Below are 15,326 nucleotides of genomic sequence, written 5' to 3'. Positions count from 1 at the left end.
CGCAGCACAGAGGGGAGCGGCCGCGTCCTCCGCGGCGGCTCCCCTCGGTCAACGGGTCCGACTAGGCTTCGGGGTCGACCGTTTCCGGTTCGAGCCCCAGCAGGTTGGCGACTTCCTCGACCACCGTGTCGTAGACGAGCAGGGCCATCTCCTCGGGGTCCCTGGTGCGGATCTCCACGGGACGCCGGTAGACGATGATGCGTGCCCGCCCCGACCTGGACGTCTCCAACCTGGAGAAGGGTATGCCGTCCTCGGCGGTCACTCCGGGCGGTACCCGGGGCACGTCCTCGACGAGGAATTCAACGTTGGCGAGTTCTCGGGCCCACACCCGTTCCAGGCGTTCGACCGCGTCGAGGACCAGATCGTCGAACACCTGCGCTCTGCTGCGTGTGACCGGTAGTTCCGGAGGCGTCAGCGGGCCTCGGATTCCACGACCCCGGCGGTCCCTGCGTCGTATCCGCCCGGCCTGCGATTGGTTAAGGTGCAAGTGTCGCACACCATCGAGCCTAAGCCATGACCGTCCCGCGGCGCAGCCCCGGGGACACCCCAACGCGTCCGGCTTCGCTCAGGCAGATGTGGACACCGTGCTGCGAAGGTGGCGCAGCGGACAGGAAAGGGATACCGTCTGTCCTCGTGAGCGTTAGCAGACGCTGTTCGCGCACCGCGTGCAGGCAGCCAGCAGTCTTCACGCTCACCTATGTCTACGCGGACTCCACCGCGGTGCTCGGCCCGCTCGCCGCCTACGTCGAACCGCACTGCTACGACCTGTGCGCGATGCACGCCGACCGCCTGACCGCGCCGCTCGGCTGGGAGGTGGTGCGGCTGCCCGCCGACACCTCCACCGGCGGCCCCGGAAGCGACGACCTCGAAGCGCTCGCCAACGCGGTGCGCGAGGCGGGGCGCAGGCCCCCCGCGCCGCAGCAGCCCCCGCCCACGGGCCAGGGAGTCGAGACGGTCCGCCGCGGCCACCTGCGCGTGGTCCGCTCCGAGCCGGTCCACCCCGAGGAGCGGCCCGACCCCCGGACGCCCCGCCGCCCCTCCCGGGACGTTTGAGTCCCCCCGCGACTGGAGAGGCGGAACAGCAGAGGCCGACAGGGGGCCCGCGACAGGACCGCCGCCGCAGTGCCGATTCGGTCACCCAGCGCGAAACCGGCGTCTTGTACGTTTGACCCTGCGGGCCCACCGGGGTCCGCGCCATTGACCATCGGCCGCATATCGACACCTCCGGAGCTGCTGTGGGTGACCTCGGTCAGATCTTCAAGGCATACGACATCCGGGGCGTCTTCCCCGAAACGCTCGACGCGGACGTCGCGCGGGCAGTGGGGGCGGCGTTCGCGCACGTCGTCGACGGCGACGAGATCGTCGTCGCGTACGACATGCGTCCCTCCTCCCCAGAACTGGCCGCGGCGTTCGCCGAGGGCGCCAGCGCGCAGGGGCGCAACGTGATCATGGCGGGCCTCGGCTCGACCGACCTGCTCTACTTCGCCTCGGGCAAACTGGGGGTTCCCGGGGCCATGTTCACCGCCAGCCACAACCCCGCCCAGTACAACGGGATCAAGATGTGCCGTGCCGGAGCCGCGCCGATCGGCGCGGAGTCCGGGCTGGCGCAGATCCGCGAACTCGCGGAGAAGGGCGTTCCCGCCCACGACGGCCCCGCCGGGACGATCACCGAACGCGACCTGCTCGCCGACTACGCCGCGCACCTGCGCTCCCTGGTGGACCTGTCGGGCATCCGCCGGCTCAGGGTCGTGGTGGACGCGGGCAACGGGATGGGCGGCCACACCGTGCCCGCCGTCCTGGGCGACCAGCTGCTGGACGCCCTTCCGCTGGACATCGTCCCGCTCTACTTCGAACTGGACGGCACCTTCCCCAACCACCCGGCCAACCCGATGGACCCCGCCAACATCGTCGACCTCCAGGCGAAGGTCCGCGAGACCGGGGCCGACATCGGCCTGGCGTTCGACGGGGACGCCGACCGCTGCTTCGTCGTGGACGAGCGCGGCGAGCCCGTCCCGCCGTCGGCGATCACCGCGCTGGTCGCGGTGCAGGAGCTCGCCAAGGAGCCGGGCGCGACCATCATCCACAACCTGATCACCTCCCGGGCGGTCCCCGAGGTCGTGGCGGAGCACGGCGGTGTCCCGGTGCGCACCCGGGTCGGACACTCCTACATCAAGACCACCATGGCCGAGACGGGGGCGATCTTCGGCGGCGAGCACTCGGCCCACTACTACTTCCGGGACTTCTGGAGGGCCGACACCGGCATGCTCGCCGCGATGCACGTGCTGCGGGTGCTGGGCTCCGACCACCGGTCCCTGTCGGAGATCACCGCCGAGTACACCCGGTACGCGGCCTCCGGAGAGATCAACTCCGAGGTCGCCGACCAGGCCGAGCGCACCGCCGCGGTGGAGGCGGCCTTCGCCGGACGCGAGGATGTGGTGAGCGTGGACCACCTCGACGGGCTGACGGTGGAACTCGCCTCGGGAGGCTGGTTCAACCTGCGGGCCTCCAACACCGAACCGCTGCTGCGGCTCAACGTGGAGGCCCCCGACGTCGAGTCCATGGCCAAGCTGCGCGACGAGGTCCTGGCGATCATCCGGGCCTGACCGCCGCGCACGGCGTAACCGACAACAGAAGGAAGACCCGAATCATGAGCACCAAGATCGACGAGTGGCTGCTGGAGATCCTGGCCTGCCCGCAGAGCAAGGCCCCGCTGCGGCTGGACGAGGAGGCCGGTGAGCTGGTCTGCGACGAGAGCGGCCTGGCCTACCCGATCCGGGACGGGATTCCCGTGCTGCTGGTCGACGAGGCGCGCAAGATCAGATGACGCCGGCGCGGTGCGGCCCACCGGCCCGGGGCGGCTCGCCCCGGGCCGGTCATGCGCACCGAGAGGGGAGCGGGGCATGGCATTCGTGTTCGAGGAGTACCGGCTCGACGACGTGGGCACCGATCCCGCCCTCGACCGGGGCGGCCTGCTGCGCCAGACCGCCACGGCCGCGGCCCAGGTGCGCCAGGCCAGGACCGCCGCGGCGGAGTCCGGTCTCGCGGCGCTCGCCGACGACGGGCGGCCGCGTTCCGTGGTGGTCGTGGGCACCGGGGTCGCCGCGTTCGCCGGAGCCGTGCTGGAGACGCTGAGCGGGGCCGGCAGCCCGGTCCCGGTGCACACCGTGACCGGCCACCGGCTGCCCGGCTGGGTGGGGGCGCACGACCTCGTCGTCGCCGTGTCGGCCGGTTCCGGCCACGAGACGGACCCCACGGTGCGGACGGCGATGGAGGCGGTGCGCCGCGGAAGCCGGTTCGCGGCCGTGGGACCGCGCGGCGGACCCCTGGCCGGGGTCGCCGAACAGGCCCGCGCCCCCCACGTCGCGCTGCCCCTGCCGGGGGAGCCGCGCACCCTGCTGTGGTCCCTCGTCGTGCCGCTGCTCCTCGCCGTGGAGCAGGTCGGGGTCCGGGCGGCCACCGACGCCGACCTGGAGGCGACCGCCGCGCTCCTGGAGGACGTCGCGCAGCGCTGCCGTCCCGCCGCCGACGTCTACGCCAACCCGGCCAAGGAGCTGGCGCTGGCGTTCGCCGACGTACTGCCCGTGGTCTGGGGGGCCACCCCGGTGGCGGAGCTGGCGGCCCGCTGGGCGGCCGCCCAGTTCGCGGCCAACGTCCGCATCCCGGCGCTGGCGGCCGTCCCGCCGGAGGCCGTCTGGGCGCAGCCGGCGGTGCTGACCGGCCCGCTGGGGACGGGCGGGCCGCGCAGCATCTTCGACGACCCGGAGGACGAGCGCGGGGTCCGCATGCGGATCCTGCTGTTCCGCGACGACCAGGCGCTGCCCGAGGAGGCCGCGGACCTCGCGGCGGCCGAACGCGCCGCCGAGGGGGCGGGGGTGCGGGTGAGCGAGGTCGCGGCACAGGGCGCAAGTCCGATGGAACGGTTGGCCGGTTTGATCGCTCTAACCGATTACGCCACTCTGTATCTCGCAGTGGCTTATGCCGTGGAACCCCTAACAAATACTCTGGTCGTGCGCTAGCGACGCCACGACCGTTCTGGAGGAGATCGATGCCCGGTCCCGAATCGCTGCAGCCGAACGACCCCACCTCGTTCGGTCAGTACAGCGTGATTGGACGCCTGGGGCGCGGGGGCCAGGGAATCGTCTACCTTGCTCGCGACTCCGAGGGACAGAAATACGCGGTCAAGGTGCTCAACGAACAGTGGTCGCAGGACGCTGACCTGCGCAAACGGTTCGAGAAGGAGGTTCGGGCCGCACAGAAGGTGGCCTCCTTCTGCACCGCCGCGATCCATGAGGCCAACCTCGACGCCGAACCCCCGTACGTGGTCAGCGAGTACGTGGAGGGACCGGACCTGCAGGAGGCGGTGTCCAAGGAGGGGCCCCGCAAAGGGGCGGCCCTGCAGCGCCTGGCCATCTCGACGGCCACCGCGCTGGTCGCCATCCACCAGGCGGGGATCGTGCACCGCGACTTCAAACCCGGCAACGTGCTGCTGGGGCCCGACGGCCCCCGGGTGATCGACTTCGGCATCGCCCGGGTCACCGACAGCACCGCGACGGTCACCAACTCGATCGTCGGCACCCCGTCCTACATGGCGCCGGAGCAGATCGCGGGCAAGAACATCACCGACAAGGTGGACGTGTTCGCCTGGGGGTGCGTCATGGCGTTCGCCTCCACCGGGAACGCGCCTTTCGGGGCCGACAGCGTCCCGGCGGTGGTGCACCGGGTGGTCAGCGCGCCTCCGGACATCAGCGAGGTGCCCGAGCAGCTGCGGGAGATCGTCGCCGAGTGCCTCGACAAGGACCCCGACCGGCGGCCCACCGCCAAGCAGCTGCTGATGCGGCTGCTCGGCCACGACACCGTGGACGAGGCGAGCGTCCCCACCTCGCAGGCGGTCGCCGAGGGCGAGCAGCGGGCGGTCGGCCCGACGGCTCCGAGCGGACCGCAGTACCCGGTCCGTCCGCCGAGCGCGAGCGGCCCGCAGACCCCCTTCCCTCACCAGTTGCGCCCCGGGCCGCCCGCGCCGCCGCACACCGGTCCGCAGCAGTCCCCCGGCTACACCCAGCCCCCACGGCCGATGCACAACCCCACCATGACCGGGGGCATGCCTCCGAACCTGACGGGCGGTCTGCCCCCCACCATGTCGCAGCACCCCCCGCTCAACGCCCCCAACCAGGGCTACCGCGCCCCTCTGGGGCAGTCGCAGAACCAGCGGGCGGACGACCCGGTGCTGGCGCAGGGGTGGGTGCTGCCCGCCGTGATCGTCACGATCATCGTGCTGCTGCTGATCCTGCTGCTGACGGCGATCGCGCAGGGCTGAGCCGGCCCTCCGCCCGCCCCCGGCCGGGACCGTCCGGTCCCGGCCGGGGGACCGTCCGGCCTCCGCAGACGCTGCGGCTCACGCCATCACCGAGGTCAGCCGGTTGACCGCACGGGAGATCGACTCGTCGGCCAGCGCCGCCACCTCGGGCCACCGCTCGTCGACGCTGTCGGAGGAGAGAAGAGTCACACAGTCGGTCGGGGCCAGGTCGAGTGCGTCCTCGACACCGCCGGGGGAGTCCACCAGGGCGTCGGCGGTGACCGCGAGCACACCGGTCGCGGGGGCGCCGACCCCCCGCACGGTGAGCAGCAGCCGCAGCGTGCTGTCGGTGCAGTCGGCCTCCAGGCAGACCCACCAGGACGGGCCGCCGCGGGCGAGCAGCGCGCGGTCGGCGGCCCGGTCCATCCGGGACCGGTGCTCCCCCACGTCGGCGGCGTCCCCGGAGGTCACCCGCACCCTGCTGGCCGGGTCGAGTTCCCGCAGCAGCATCGCCAGCGCGGGGGCGCGCCGGCGCAGGTACTCCAGCAGTCTCCGGTACACGGCGCGCGCCAGCGTCTGACCGTGCTCGACGGGCTCCCCGGTGTCGGACGCGGCCCAGCTCAGCTCTCCGCGCATGACGGCGATCTGCAGTTCGGCGAAGAGCCGGACCAGTTGGACGAGCCGCTCCTGCGGCTGCGGGGCGCGCTGCCGGGGCAGCCGTACCGAGACCGGCCGGTGGTCGGCGATCAGCGGCGGGTGGTTGGCGCGCAGGAGCGCCAGCGAGGCCACGGCCCACGGCAGCGGATCGGTCCCCGGCGCGGGCGGCTCGGCGCCGCCGTCCTCCGGCAGCGCCCGTTCGGCGCACAGGTAGACCAGGGCGGCACGGACGACCGGGTGGGTCCACACCGCCGTGGCCTCGGCCAGGCAGGCCGCCAGGCGCTCCCCCAGACCGGGGACGGAACGCCCGGTGAGGGAGCGCGCGACTCCGTCGAGGTAGGCCGCGGACCGGTCGTCCCCGGTCCGGCACGCCTCGGCGAGGGAGGTGAGCGTCCGCTCCTCCTCGTCCAGCCGTTCCCGGACCGCCGGAGCCAGCGAGTCGTCGCTGTCGAAGCCGTCGTGCGCCAACCGCTCGGCGGCCTCCGCGGGGACGGGGAGGCGCCCCCGCAGGGCGCGCAGTTCCAGGATGTGCCGGCGCAACAGGCGGGCCCGGTGGGCGGACCACTGGTGGCCGGGGCGTCGCCCCTGGCTCCCGATCCACACCTCACGCAGCCGGTCCAGTTCGGCGAGCCGCACCCGGAGGTCGTGCGGGAGGCGGTCCGGGGCCGGTTCAAGGTCGCTAGGCGCACTCACATGACACACCGTTACCCGTTGGGAACCGGCAAAACCTCACCGATGCGGACCGACGGCCCGAGGAGGGAGAAATCCCGCCAATCAGGGATGCGCCCCGGCGTGCGGCCGTGGTCGGCTGGAAGCGGAAGCCCGGTGCCGCAGTGGAAGCGCCCGCGCCGCCGTCCGCTGCCCGCCCGCCCCGCGCACTCGTAGACTGCTGAGCGGCATCCTTCAGGACTGGAGTTAAGACACATGGCATTCGACTTCAAGGTCGCCGACCTCTCCCTGGCCGAGTTCGGCCGCAACGAGATCCGCCTCGCCGAGCACGAGATGCCCGGGCTGATGGCCGTCCGCAAGGAGTTCGGCTCCCAGAAACCGCTCAGAGGCGCGAGAATCATGGGCTCGCTGCACATGACCGTCCAGACCGCGGTCCTGATCGAGACCCTCGTGGAACTGGGCGCCGAGGTGCGCTGGGTCAGCTGCAACATCTTCTCCACCCAGGACCACGCCGCCGCGGCCGTCGTCGTCGGCCCCGACGGGACGCCCGACGACCCCCGAGGGGTGCCGGTGTTCGCCTGGAAGGGCGAGACGCTCGAAGAGTACTGGTGGTGCACCGACCAGGCGCTCACCTGGCCCGACGGCGAGGGCCCGAACATGATCCTGGACGACGGCGGCGACGCCACGATGCTCGTCCACAAGGGCGCCCAGTACGAGAAGGCGGGCGCGGTCCCCGACCCCGCCACCGCCGAGAGCGAGGAGTTCCGCGTCTTCCTGGAGCTGCTCCGGAAGAACCTCGCCGAGAACCCCCGCAAGTGGACGGAGATCGCCTCCCGGATCAAGGGGGTGACCGAGGAGACCACCACCGGCGTGCTCCGGCTCTACGAGATGCAGCGCGAGGGCACCCTGCTGTTCCCGGCGATCAACGTCAACGACTCCGTCACCAAGAGCAAGTTCGACAACAAGTACGGCTGCCGCCACTCGCTGGTCGACGGCATCAACCGCGCCACCGACGTGCTCATCGGCGGCAAGGTCGCGGTCGTGGCCGGATACGGCGACGTCGGCAAGGGCTGCGCGGACTCGCTGCGCGGCCAGGGCGCCCGCGTCATCGTCACCGAGATCGACCCCATCTGCGCGCTCCAGGCCGCGATGGACGGCTACCAGGTCACCACGCTCGAAGACGTCGTCGAGACCGCCGACATCTTCATCACCGCCACCGGCAACCGCGACGTCATCACCGCCGACCACATGGCCCGCATGAAGCACCAGGCCATCGTCGGCAACATCGGCCACTTCGACAACGAGATCGACATGGCGGGGCTGGCCGCGATCCCCGGCATCTCGAAGATCGAGATCAAACCGCAGGTGCACGAGTGGCGCTTCCCCGACGGGCACTCCATCATCGTGCTGTCTGAGGGGCGCCTGCTGAACCTGGGCAACGCCACCGGCCACCCCAGCTTCGTGATGTCCAACAGCTTCACCAACCAGGTGATCGCGCAGATCGAGCTGTTCACCAAGACCGACCAGTACCCGATCGGCGTGCACGTGCTGCCCAAGCACCTCGACGAGAAGGTCGCCAGGCTGCACCTGGACGCGCTCGGCGTGAAGCTGACCACGCTCACCAAGAAGCAGGCCGACTACATCGGCGTGGACGTCGAAGGCCCCTACAAGCCCGACCACTACCGCTACTGACCCGCTGCCGGGCCGGCGCCGTGCGGGGTGCCCGCACGGCGCCGGCCGCCGCCCTCACCCGCCGACCCGGTCGAGGACGAAGGCGAAGAGGAAGCCGACGGCCGTGATGAGTCCGGTGAGGACGTGGGTGCGCTCGAACGCCTCCGGGATCATGGTGTCGGCGATCATCGTCAGGATCGCGCCGGCCGCGACGGCGGTGATGGCCGCGACCATGCCCGGTGACGCGTCGTCGAGCACCAGGTTGCCGACGAGGGCGGCCAGGCCGCTGACGACGGCGATGCCGCCCCACACCCCGAAGACGTAGCCCGCGCTCCGGCCCGCTCTCCGCATGCCGACGGAGCTCGACAGCCCCTCGGGAAAGTTGGAGACGAAGACCGCGGCGAGCACCGTCGTCCCGATCCCGCCGTCGAACAGGGACAGGCCCAGCACCACCGATTCGGGCACCCCGTCGAGCAGCGCGCCGACGGCGATGGCGAGCCCACTGCCCTGCGCCTGGGCCTCGGACGGCTGCCGCCCGCCGGACCGCTTGCGGTGCTGGGCGCCCCGCCGGGCGAGGAGCGCGTTGGCCGCCACGTAGCAGACCGCGCCCACGAGGAAGCCGAGCACCGTCGGGGCGAGGCCGCCGGAGCGCTCCGCCTCGTCGACGAGCTCGAACGCCATCGCTGAGACGAGCACCCCCGCGCCGAAGGCCATGACCCCCGCGACGACCGGCGCGGGAACCCGGACCCACCAGCCGGCCGCGGCCCCGAGCACCAGGGAGCTGCCCGCCAGCAGCCCCCACCCTCCCGCTTCCGCCCACAGCGGCATCGTCACCACCTCCACCGGACAGCCTCTGCCCAGGCCGGAGGGGCGCTACTCCTGCACGCCGGAAGGGGTCAGTCCTGGTGGGGAGCCTGGAGCCGGGCGAGCCGCTCCTCCTCGCGCCGACGGCGTTCGGCCAGCACCGCGGCCAGGAACTCGGGCGGACTGGCCTGCGGGGGCGGCGGCGGGGCCACGTACCGGGAGACGGCGTCGGCCAGCCAGAGGCCCATCTCGTAGCGGGTCCGGGCGTCGAAGGCGGTGTAGCGCGTCAGGTACTGGTGGACCGTCGTGGCGACGTCGGCGGGCAGCCGGGACAGTTCGGCCACGCGGGCCCAGCCCGTCATGGGCGGCGGCATCTCCACGACCGCGGCGGGGCGGTGACCGGTGCGCTCCTGCACCACGAGCGTGCCCGCCAGGAAGTCGCCGACCCGGCGGCCCTGCCGGTTCAGCAGTGAACTGGTCAACGCGACCAGACCGCTGGTCAGCCAGAACTCCACGATCCCGGACAGCGCCCGGGCCAGCGACTGCCGGAACCGCACCGGCGACCCGTCGACGCCGACCACCCGCAGCCCCAGGGCGAGCTTGCCGAGGCTGCGGCCCCGGCTGAGGGTCTCGAATGCCACCGGATAGCCGACGACGATCAGCACGACGAGCGTCAGCTCGACGGCCACGGGCAGCGCCCCGTCCAGGTTCCCGTCGGTCAGCAGCGCGACGGTCAGGGACACCGCGACCAGGGAGACGAGCTGGACGAGGAAGTCGATGAAGAGAGCCACCGCGCGGTTGGCGAACCCGGCGGGGCGCAGGTCGAGGGCGACCGCGTCACCCGTCACCAGGAAGGCCGGTCCACCGTGCCCTGCACTGTGCGACACCGTCATCTCCTCACGCGCCGTGGGAAGCCTGGCGGGCCACCGGAGGCGGGGCGCGCCGTGCCGCCCCCGTGACCTGTTCCCAGTCTCTCAGGTCGCCGGGGGGCCGGAGGCGCCCGGACGGCAGGGGGAAACCGGCGGCCCGGAAGGTGAGTAGAGTCGAGGCGTGGATCTCGACCTCTTCATCACCGAGCGCCGTCCCTCCTGGGAGAGGCTGCGGACACTGGTGCGCCGCCACCGCCGCCTCACCGGGGAGGAGGTCGACGAACTGGTCGAGCTGTACCAGCGCGTCGCCACCGACCTGTCGGTGCTGCGCTCGGCGGGCCACGACCCGGCCCTGGCCGGGTGGCTGTCGGGCCTGGTGGCGCGTGCCCGCGCAGTCATCACCGGCGCCCACGCGGGATCCTGGCGCGACCTCGGCCGGTTCTTCACCCGCTCCTTCCCCGCCGCCCTGTACCGGCTGCGCTGGTGGTGGCTGACGGCCACGGCGGTCAACGTGCTGGTGGCCTTCGCCGTGGGCCTCTGGATCGCCGCCAACCCCGAGGTGCAGGCGGCCGTGGGCACCCCCGAGGAGATCAGGGCCTACGTCGAACACGACTTCGCCAACTACTACGTGGAGCACCCGGGCGCGTCGTTCGCGGCCCTGGTGTGGACCAACAACGCCTGGGTGGCGGCGCAGTCCATCGTCTTCGGCGCGTTCCTGTGCCTGCCCGCCGTCTACGTCCTGCTGCTCAACTCCGTCAACCTGGGGGTGGCGGGCGGGCTGATGGCCGCCCACGGCAAGACCGACGTCTTCTTCGGGCTGATCCTGCCGCACGGCCTGCTGGAGCTGACCGCGGTGTTCGTCGCGGGCGGGGTCGGCATCCGGGTCGGCTGGGCCTTCCTCGCCCCCGGCCACCGCACCCGCGCCCAGGCCCTGGGCCAGGAGGCGCGGGCCGCGATGGGCGTGGCCCTGGGCCTGGTGGTGGTGCTGTTCGTCTCCGGCCTCATCGAGGGCTTCGTGACCGGCTGGGTCCACGTCACCTGGCTGCGCATCGGCATCGGCGTGGTCGCCGAGGCCCTGTTCCTGCTCTACGTGTTCACCCTGGGGCGCCGGGCCGCCCGCGAGGGCGAGACCGGCGACATCGCCGACGCCCCGCAGACGGTCGCGGTGGCGGGGTGACCCCCGTCCCGTCCCGCCGGCGCGGGAAGTGCCGGGCCCGCCCGGAAAGGCCCGGGGGAGTCCCCCGGCGGCCGCGGGAGGGGCCGGGGCAGGGGCAGAGCGCTCACAGCCGGCCCTGGGCCTTCAACGCGATGTAGGCGTCGGCCAGAGCCGGGGCGAGGTCCCCCGCGGCGGCCTCGACGACCTCCACGCCGCGGCGGCGCAGCTCTGCGGTGACGCGGCGGCGCTCCACGATGGTGCGCTGCGCGGCGGCGGCACGGTACACGGACTGGGCGTCTCCGCGCTCCGCGGCCAGCCGGGCGACGTGCGGATCGGCCACGGCCGCCACGAGCACCAGGTGGCGGGCGGTCAACGAGGCCAGCCGGGGCAGCAGGCCCGCCTCCAGCGCGGCGGCGTTGAGGTCGGTGAGCAGCACCACCAGCTGGCGGCTGCGGCGCTGGCCGGCCAGGATCGCCGAGACCATCCCGGCGGCGTCCACCTCCACCAGTTCCGGTTCCAGCGGCGCCATCGCCGAGACGATCGCGGGCAGGGTGCTGCCGCGCCCCTCCGACCGCACCCGGGCACGCACCCGCCGGTCGTAGGCGAGGAAGTCCACCCGGTCCCCGGCCTTCGCGGCCAGCGCGGTCAGCAGCAGCGCCGCGTCCATCGAGTGCTCCAGCCGGGGCAGGTCGTCCACCCGCCCGGCCGAGGTGCGGCTGGTGTCCAGCACCAGCAGGATGCGGCGGTCCCGTTCCGGCCGCCAGGTGCGCACCACGACCGTCTCCCGGCGCGCGGTGGCCCGCCAGTCGATGGAGCGCACGTCGTCGCCGGGCACGTACTCGCGCAGCGAGTCGAACTCGCTGCCCCGGCCCCGGATCATCGCGCGGTGCTGCCCCTCCAGCTCCTGCAGCTTCGCCAGCTTGCCCGGCAGGTGCCGCCGGCTGCGAAACGGCGGGAGGACCCGGACGGTCCACGGCACCGTGTGCGAGGACTGGCGCGCCGCCAGCCGCAGCGGCCCGTGGGAGCGCACCGTGACGTGCGCGCTGTGCTGGTCGCCGCGCCTGCTCGGCGTCAGCGTCGTCCGCACCAGCCGCCGCCCCCCGGCGGGGAGCACCAGGTCGTGGGCGCGCGGCGCGGCCCCGGCGGAGGGCCGCCAGGCGTCGCGCACCGTGGCGCGCAGCGTACGCCGTCCCGGGTTGGCCACCGACAGCCACACCTCGGCACGCTCACCCAGCCGCACCGAGGTGTCACCGCCGTGCTCCAGACGCACCGCCCGGGAGTTCGCGGCCAACGCGAGATCCGTCAGCAGGGCCGCCAGCAGCAGGCCCAGGACCGCCCAGGGCACCCAGGCTCCCGCGGGCGCGGCGACGAACGCCACCGCCACCCCGACGAACGCCAGGAACACCGCGCGACCGGTGACAGCCATGACCACACCCTCTCTGGTTGTGTCCGCCCGACGGGCCGTCAGCGGGGGACCGGCACCGACGCCAGCACGCCGTCGAGCACGCCGTCGGTGGTCGCGCCCTCCAGCTCCGCCTCGGCGCGCAGCGCGACACGGTGCCGCAGCGTCGCCTTGGCCAGGGCCTTCACATCGTCGGGGGTCACGTAGTCGCGTCCCGACAGCCACGCCCACGCCCGGCTGGTGCGCAGCAGCGCGGTGGCGCCGCGCGGGGAGGCGCCCAACAGCAGCGAGGGCGACATCCGGGTGGCCCGGCACAGGTCCACGATGTAGCCGAGCACCTGGGGGGCGACGTGCACCGTCTGCACCGCCTCCCGGGCGGCCTTGAGCTCGGGAGCGCCCGCCACCGCGCGCACCCCCGCCGCGGTCAGGTCGCCCGGGTCGAAGCCGGCGGCGTGCCGGGAGAGCATCTCGACCTCCTGGGCGCGCTCCGGCAGCGGCACGATCAGCTTCACCAGGAAACGGTCGAGCTGGGCCTCGGGCAGCGGGTAGGTGCCCTCGTACTCCACCGGGTTCTGCGTGGCCGCCACCACGAACGGGTCGGGCAGTGCCATCGTCCGCCCGTCCATGCTGACCTGCCGCTCCTCCATCGCCTCCAGCAGCGCCGCCTGCGTCTTGGGCGGCGTGCGGTTGATCTCGTCGGCCAGCAGCAGGTTGGTGAAGACCGGGCCCTCGCGGAACTCGAACTTCGCGGTCCGCGCGTCGTAGACCATCGACCCGGTCACGTCGCCGGGCATCAGGTCGGGGGTGAACTGGACGCGCCGGTGGTCCAGGGACAGCGCGGCGGAGACCGCCCGGACCAGCAGGGTCTTGGCCACCCCCGGCACACCCTCCAGCAGCACGTGACCGCGGCACAGCAGCGCGATGACCAGTCCGGTCACCGTCTCCTCCTGGCCCACCACGGCTTTGGCGACCTCGGAACGCAGCGCGATCAGGGCCTGTCGCGCCGCGTCTGCGGACGGCTCGGGCCCCGGGAGGACGTCGCTCACGACTGCCTTACCTCTCTTTCGAGTCGATCGAGTTCGTCGGCGAGCCGGACCAGTCCCGCGTCGTCGTGGACGAAGGGGTCGGCGTCGGTCGGTCCGCCGTACAGCAGGGCACGCACCTGCTGGGGGGAGCGCGCGCAGCGTGCGGAGACGGCCGCCACGACCGCGTCGGGGGCGGCGTCGGGGCCGAGCCCCAGACCGGGACGGAGCCGGTCGACCAGGCCGGACCGCAGCGCGGCCGCGGCGCGGTCCCGGGCGCGTCGGGACGCGTACAGCCGGGCCCGTCCCTCCGTGGTCTCCGAGGCGCGCACCACCACCGGCAGCCGTTCGGCCACCAGGGGGCCCAGCCGCCGGCCCTGCCAGAACGCCAGCAGCGCGAACGCGGCCAACAGCACGGGCAGGGACCGGACGAAGCCCGGGTGCAGCAGGCTCTGCGGCGCGGGGGACTGCGCGGCCGCGGGGTCGGGGACGAACCACACCACGTCCCGTCCGGCGAGCAGGTTCAACAGCAGCGCGGCGTTGCCCTCCGACCCGAGGGAGTCGTTGCGCAGCGGGGTCCGGGAGCCCAGCACCGTGACGGTGCGTCCCCCCGCGTCCACCCGGACCAGGGCGTGGCCCTCCTCGGCCGGGTAGCAGGCGACCGAGCCGCCCTCGTACAGCTCCTCACCGAGTTCGGCGCTTCCGGCCAGGGTGGCGGCCCGCAGCGGGCAGCGGGGGGCGAGCGGCTCCGCGAAGCCGGGCGACCCGGCCGGCTCCACCCCGGGCGCGGCCGCGTCGAGCAGCTCCCGGGAGGGCCTCACCAGCAGCAGGTCGCCGGGCAGTGCGGTGACCCGCTCGACGTCCTCGGGCAGCAGTTCGTCGCTGTGCACGACCAGCAGCACCGTGTCCGGTCCGGCCGCGCCGGCTGCCTCGTCGGTGGTGCGGGCGACCGTGACCTCGGCGCCGCGCTCCCGCAGAAGTTGCGCCAGGGCGCGGGAGCCCTCGGGGGTGACGGCCTCGGGGTCGAGCTCGCCCGAGGGCGTCGGCTGGGCGCCCCATGCCAGGACCGTGGCGATTCCCACGGCGACGAGGAGGAACGCGAGCGGTCCGCGCGCCCGCCGCCACAGTTCGCGGGGGCCCGCGGAGAACGCGGAGGAGGGGGCGGTGGTCATCGGGCGGGCTCCGCGGTCGTCGGGGGCACGGCGGTGCGCAGCGTGCCGTCCAGCGCGCACAGCAGACCGTAGCCCCCGGAGGTGGCCTCGCGGTCGCCGTACCAGACGTCGTTGAACAGGGTCGCGGCCCGGTGCAGTTCGGCGCGCAGGTCCGGCAGCACCGCGGAGGTCTCGGCCGCCAGTTCGGTGGCGGTGCGCCCCACGCGCGGGGTGAGCACGGCGCGGTCCTCCAGGTCGCGGGCGATCGCGCGCAGCCGCTCCCGGATCGCCTCGGCGTAGGCGCCCCGCGCGGCGTGCTGCTCGGCCCGGGCGCGGTGGCCGTCGGCGGTCAGCGTTTCGGCGGGGTCGAGCACGGCGGCGCGGCGGGAGCCGCCGCCGGGACGCAGGTACCAGACGAGTGCCGCGACCAGCAGGAGGAGGAGCACCAGCAGCGCCCCCAGGGTCCACCAGCCGCCGGGCAGCACCGCCTGGGCCTCCCCCAGCAGGCCGCCCAGCAGCTCGTCCAGCCAGGCGAGGAAGCGTTCCAGCAGGGACGGGCGGGCCTCCTGGTAGGCCGGGTCGGACAGCTCCTCCCAGGCGAGGCGGGCCCCCTCCTCGCGGCTCACCATCTC

At 73.5% G+C, this 15,326-nt stretch carries 15 protein-coding genes; 7 read left to right on the top strand and 8 right to left on the bottom strand.

Annotated elements, in window-relative coordinates; translation table 11 throughout:
* Positions 1 to 61: 61 nt before the first annotated feature.
* Positions 62 to 457: a metallopeptidase family protein gene (locus FOF52_RS12910; RefSeq protein WP_248593855.1), complete on the bottom strand. Its 396-nt coding sequence runs from the start codon at positions 455 to 457 to the stop codon at positions 62 to 64.
* A gap of 176 nt (positions 458 to 633) precedes the next feature.
* Here FOF52_RS12910 and FOF52_RS12905 point away from each other — a divergent pair, with 176 nt between their 5' ends.
* From FOF52_RS12905 to FOF52_RS12885, 5 genes are all read left to right on the top strand, one after another.
* A complete protein-coding gene (locus FOF52_RS12905) occupies positions 634 to 1,053 on the top strand; it encodes a DUF3499 domain-containing protein (protein WP_248590216.1) in 420 nt (139 codons plus the stop codon).
* Positions 1,054 to 1,235: 182 nt separating this feature from the next.
* Entirely contained in the window at positions 1,236 to 2,603 is a 1,368-nt protein-coding gene (locus tag FOF52_RS12900) for a phosphomannomutase/phosphoglucomutase (RefSeq protein ID WP_248590215.1), read from the top strand.
* Positions 2,604 to 2,647: 44 nt separating this feature from the next.
* The gene (locus FOF52_RS12895) at positions 2,648 to 2,824 is read left to right on the top strand and encodes a Trm112 family protein (protein ID WP_248590214.1); all 177 of its coding nucleotides are present in this window, start codon (positions 2,648 to 2,650) and stop codon (positions 2,822 to 2,824) included.
* 76 nt (positions 2,825 to 2,900) lie between these two features.
* Positions 2,901 to 4,016 (top strand): SIS domain-containing protein, encoded by a 1,116-nt coding sequence (locus tag FOF52_RS12890; RefSeq protein WP_248590213.1) that lies wholly within the window; start codon positions 2,901 to 2,903, stop codon positions 4,014 to 4,016.
* Positions 4,017 to 4,045: 29 nt separating this feature from the next.
* Positions 4,046 to 5,314, top strand: a complete 1,269-nt coding sequence (locus FOF52_RS12885) for a serine/threonine-protein kinase (protein WP_248590212.1) — start codon at positions 4,046 to 4,048, stop codon at positions 5,312 to 5,314.
* A 78-nt stretch (positions 5,315 to 5,392) separates the two neighbouring features.
* Here the strand turns inward: FOF52_RS12885 and FOF52_RS12880 are convergent, their stop codons facing one another.
* The gene (locus tag FOF52_RS12880; protein ID WP_248590211.1) at positions 5,393 to 6,643 is read right to left on the bottom strand and encodes a hypothetical protein; all 1,251 of its coding nucleotides are present in this window, start codon (positions 6,641 to 6,643) and stop codon (positions 5,393 to 5,395) included.
* A gap of 231 nt (positions 6,644 to 6,874) precedes the next feature.
* Here FOF52_RS12880 and ahcY point away from each other — a divergent pair, with 231 nt between their 5' ends.
* Complete coding sequence (ahcY, locus tag FOF52_RS12875; RefSeq protein WP_248590210.1) at positions 6,875 to 8,311, top strand: adenosylhomocysteinase; 1,437 nt, start codon at positions 6,875 to 6,877, stop codon at positions 8,309 to 8,311.
* A 54-nt stretch (positions 8,312 to 8,365) separates the two neighbouring features.
* Here ahcY and FOF52_RS12870 read toward each other — a convergent pair whose 3' ends face one another.
* Complete coding sequence (locus FOF52_RS12870; protein ID WP_248590209.1) at positions 8,366 to 9,118, bottom strand: ZIP family metal transporter; 753 nt, start codon at positions 9,116 to 9,118, stop codon at positions 8,366 to 8,368.
* 68 nt (positions 9,119 to 9,186) lie between these two features.
* Positions 9,187 to 9,987: an RDD family protein gene (locus FOF52_RS12865; protein ID WP_425265488.1), complete on the bottom strand. Its 801-nt coding sequence runs from the start codon at positions 9,985 to 9,987 to the stop codon at positions 9,187 to 9,189.
* Positions 9,988 to 10,144: 157 nt separating this feature from the next.
* Between FOF52_RS12865 and FOF52_RS12860 the strand changes: the two genes are divergently transcribed.
* A complete protein-coding gene (locus tag FOF52_RS12860; RefSeq protein WP_248590207.1) occupies positions 10,145 to 11,140 on the top strand; it encodes a stage II sporulation protein M in 996 nt (331 codons plus the stop codon).
* A gap of 103 nt (positions 11,141 to 11,243) precedes the next feature.
* On the opposite strand, the gene FOF52_RS12855 is transcribed toward FOF52_RS12860, so the two are convergent.
* The 4 genes from FOF52_RS12855 to FOF52_RS12840 are packed head-to-tail and all read right to left on the bottom strand — an operon-like array spanning position 11,244 to position 15,323.
* Positions 11,244 to 12,545 (bottom strand): DUF58 domain-containing protein, encoded by a 1,302-nt coding sequence (locus FOF52_RS12855; protein ID WP_248590206.1) that lies wholly within the window; start codon positions 12,543 to 12,545, stop codon positions 11,244 to 11,246.
* A 38-nt stretch (positions 12,546 to 12,583) separates the two neighbouring features.
* Positions 12,584 to 13,567: an AAA family ATPase gene (locus FOF52_RS12850; protein WP_248590205.1), complete on the bottom strand. Its 984-nt coding sequence runs from the start codon at positions 13,565 to 13,567 to the stop codon at positions 12,584 to 12,586.
* Entirely contained in the window at positions 13,564 to 14,715 is a 1,152-nt protein-coding gene (locus FOF52_RS12845) for a DUF4350 domain-containing protein (RefSeq protein ID WP_248590204.1), read from the bottom strand. The genes FOF52_RS12850 and FOF52_RS12845 overlap by 4 nt, the downstream gene beginning before the upstream one ends.
* On the bottom strand, positions 14,712 to 15,323 hold the full coding sequence (locus FOF52_RS12840; protein WP_248593854.1) for a DUF4129 domain-containing protein: 612 nt from the start codon (positions 15,321 to 15,323) through the stop codon (positions 14,712 to 14,714). The genes FOF52_RS12845 and FOF52_RS12840 overlap by 4 nt, the downstream gene beginning before the upstream one ends.
* Positions 15,324 to 15,326 lie beyond the last annotated feature (3 nt).

This window comes from Thermobifida alba (genome assembly GCF_023208015.1).
GTDB lineage: Bacteria > Actinomycetota > Actinomycetes > Streptosporangiales > Streptosporangiaceae > Thermobifida > Thermobifida alba.
The sequence above is the reverse complement of the archived record's forward strand: the minus strand, read 5'-3'. Positions and strand labels throughout refer to the sequence as shown.

Coding starts and splice junctions, on each gene's coding strand:
- FOF52_RS12895 (WP_248590214.1), top strand. CDS start 2,648: ATGAGCACCAAGATCGACGAGTGGCTGCTGGAGATCCTGGCCTGCCCG.
- FOF52_RS12890 (WP_248590213.1), top strand. CDS start 2,901: ATGGCATTCGTGTTCGAGGAGTACCGGCTCGACGACGTGGGCACCGAT.
- FOF52_RS12885 (WP_248590212.1), top strand. CDS start 4,046: ATGCCCGGTCCCGAATCGCTGCAGCCGAACGACCCCACCTCGTTCGGT.
- ahcY (WP_248590210.1), top strand. CDS start 6,875: ATGGCATTCGACTTCAAGGTCGCCGACCTCTCCCTGGCCGAGTTCGGC.
- FOF52_RS12870 (WP_248590209.1), bottom strand. CDS start 9,118: ATGCCGCTGTGGGCGGAAGCGGGAGGGTGGGGGCTGCTGGCGGGCAGC.
- FOF52_RS12865 (WP_425265488.1), bottom strand. CDS start 9,987: ATGACGGTGTCGCACAGTGCAGGGCACGGTGGACCGGCCTTCCTGGTG.
- FOF52_RS12855 (WP_248590206.1), bottom strand. CDS start 12,545: ATGGCTGTCACCGGTCGCGCGGTGTTCCTGGCGTTCGTCGGGGTGGCG.
- FOF52_RS12845 (WP_248590204.1), bottom strand. CDS start 14,715: ATGACCACCGCCCCCTCCTCCGCGTTCTCCGCGGGCCCCCGCGAACTG.
- FOF52_RS12840 (WP_248593854.1), bottom strand. CDS start 15,323: ATGGTGAGCCGCGAGGAGGGGGCCCGCCTCGCCTGGGAGGAGCTGTCC.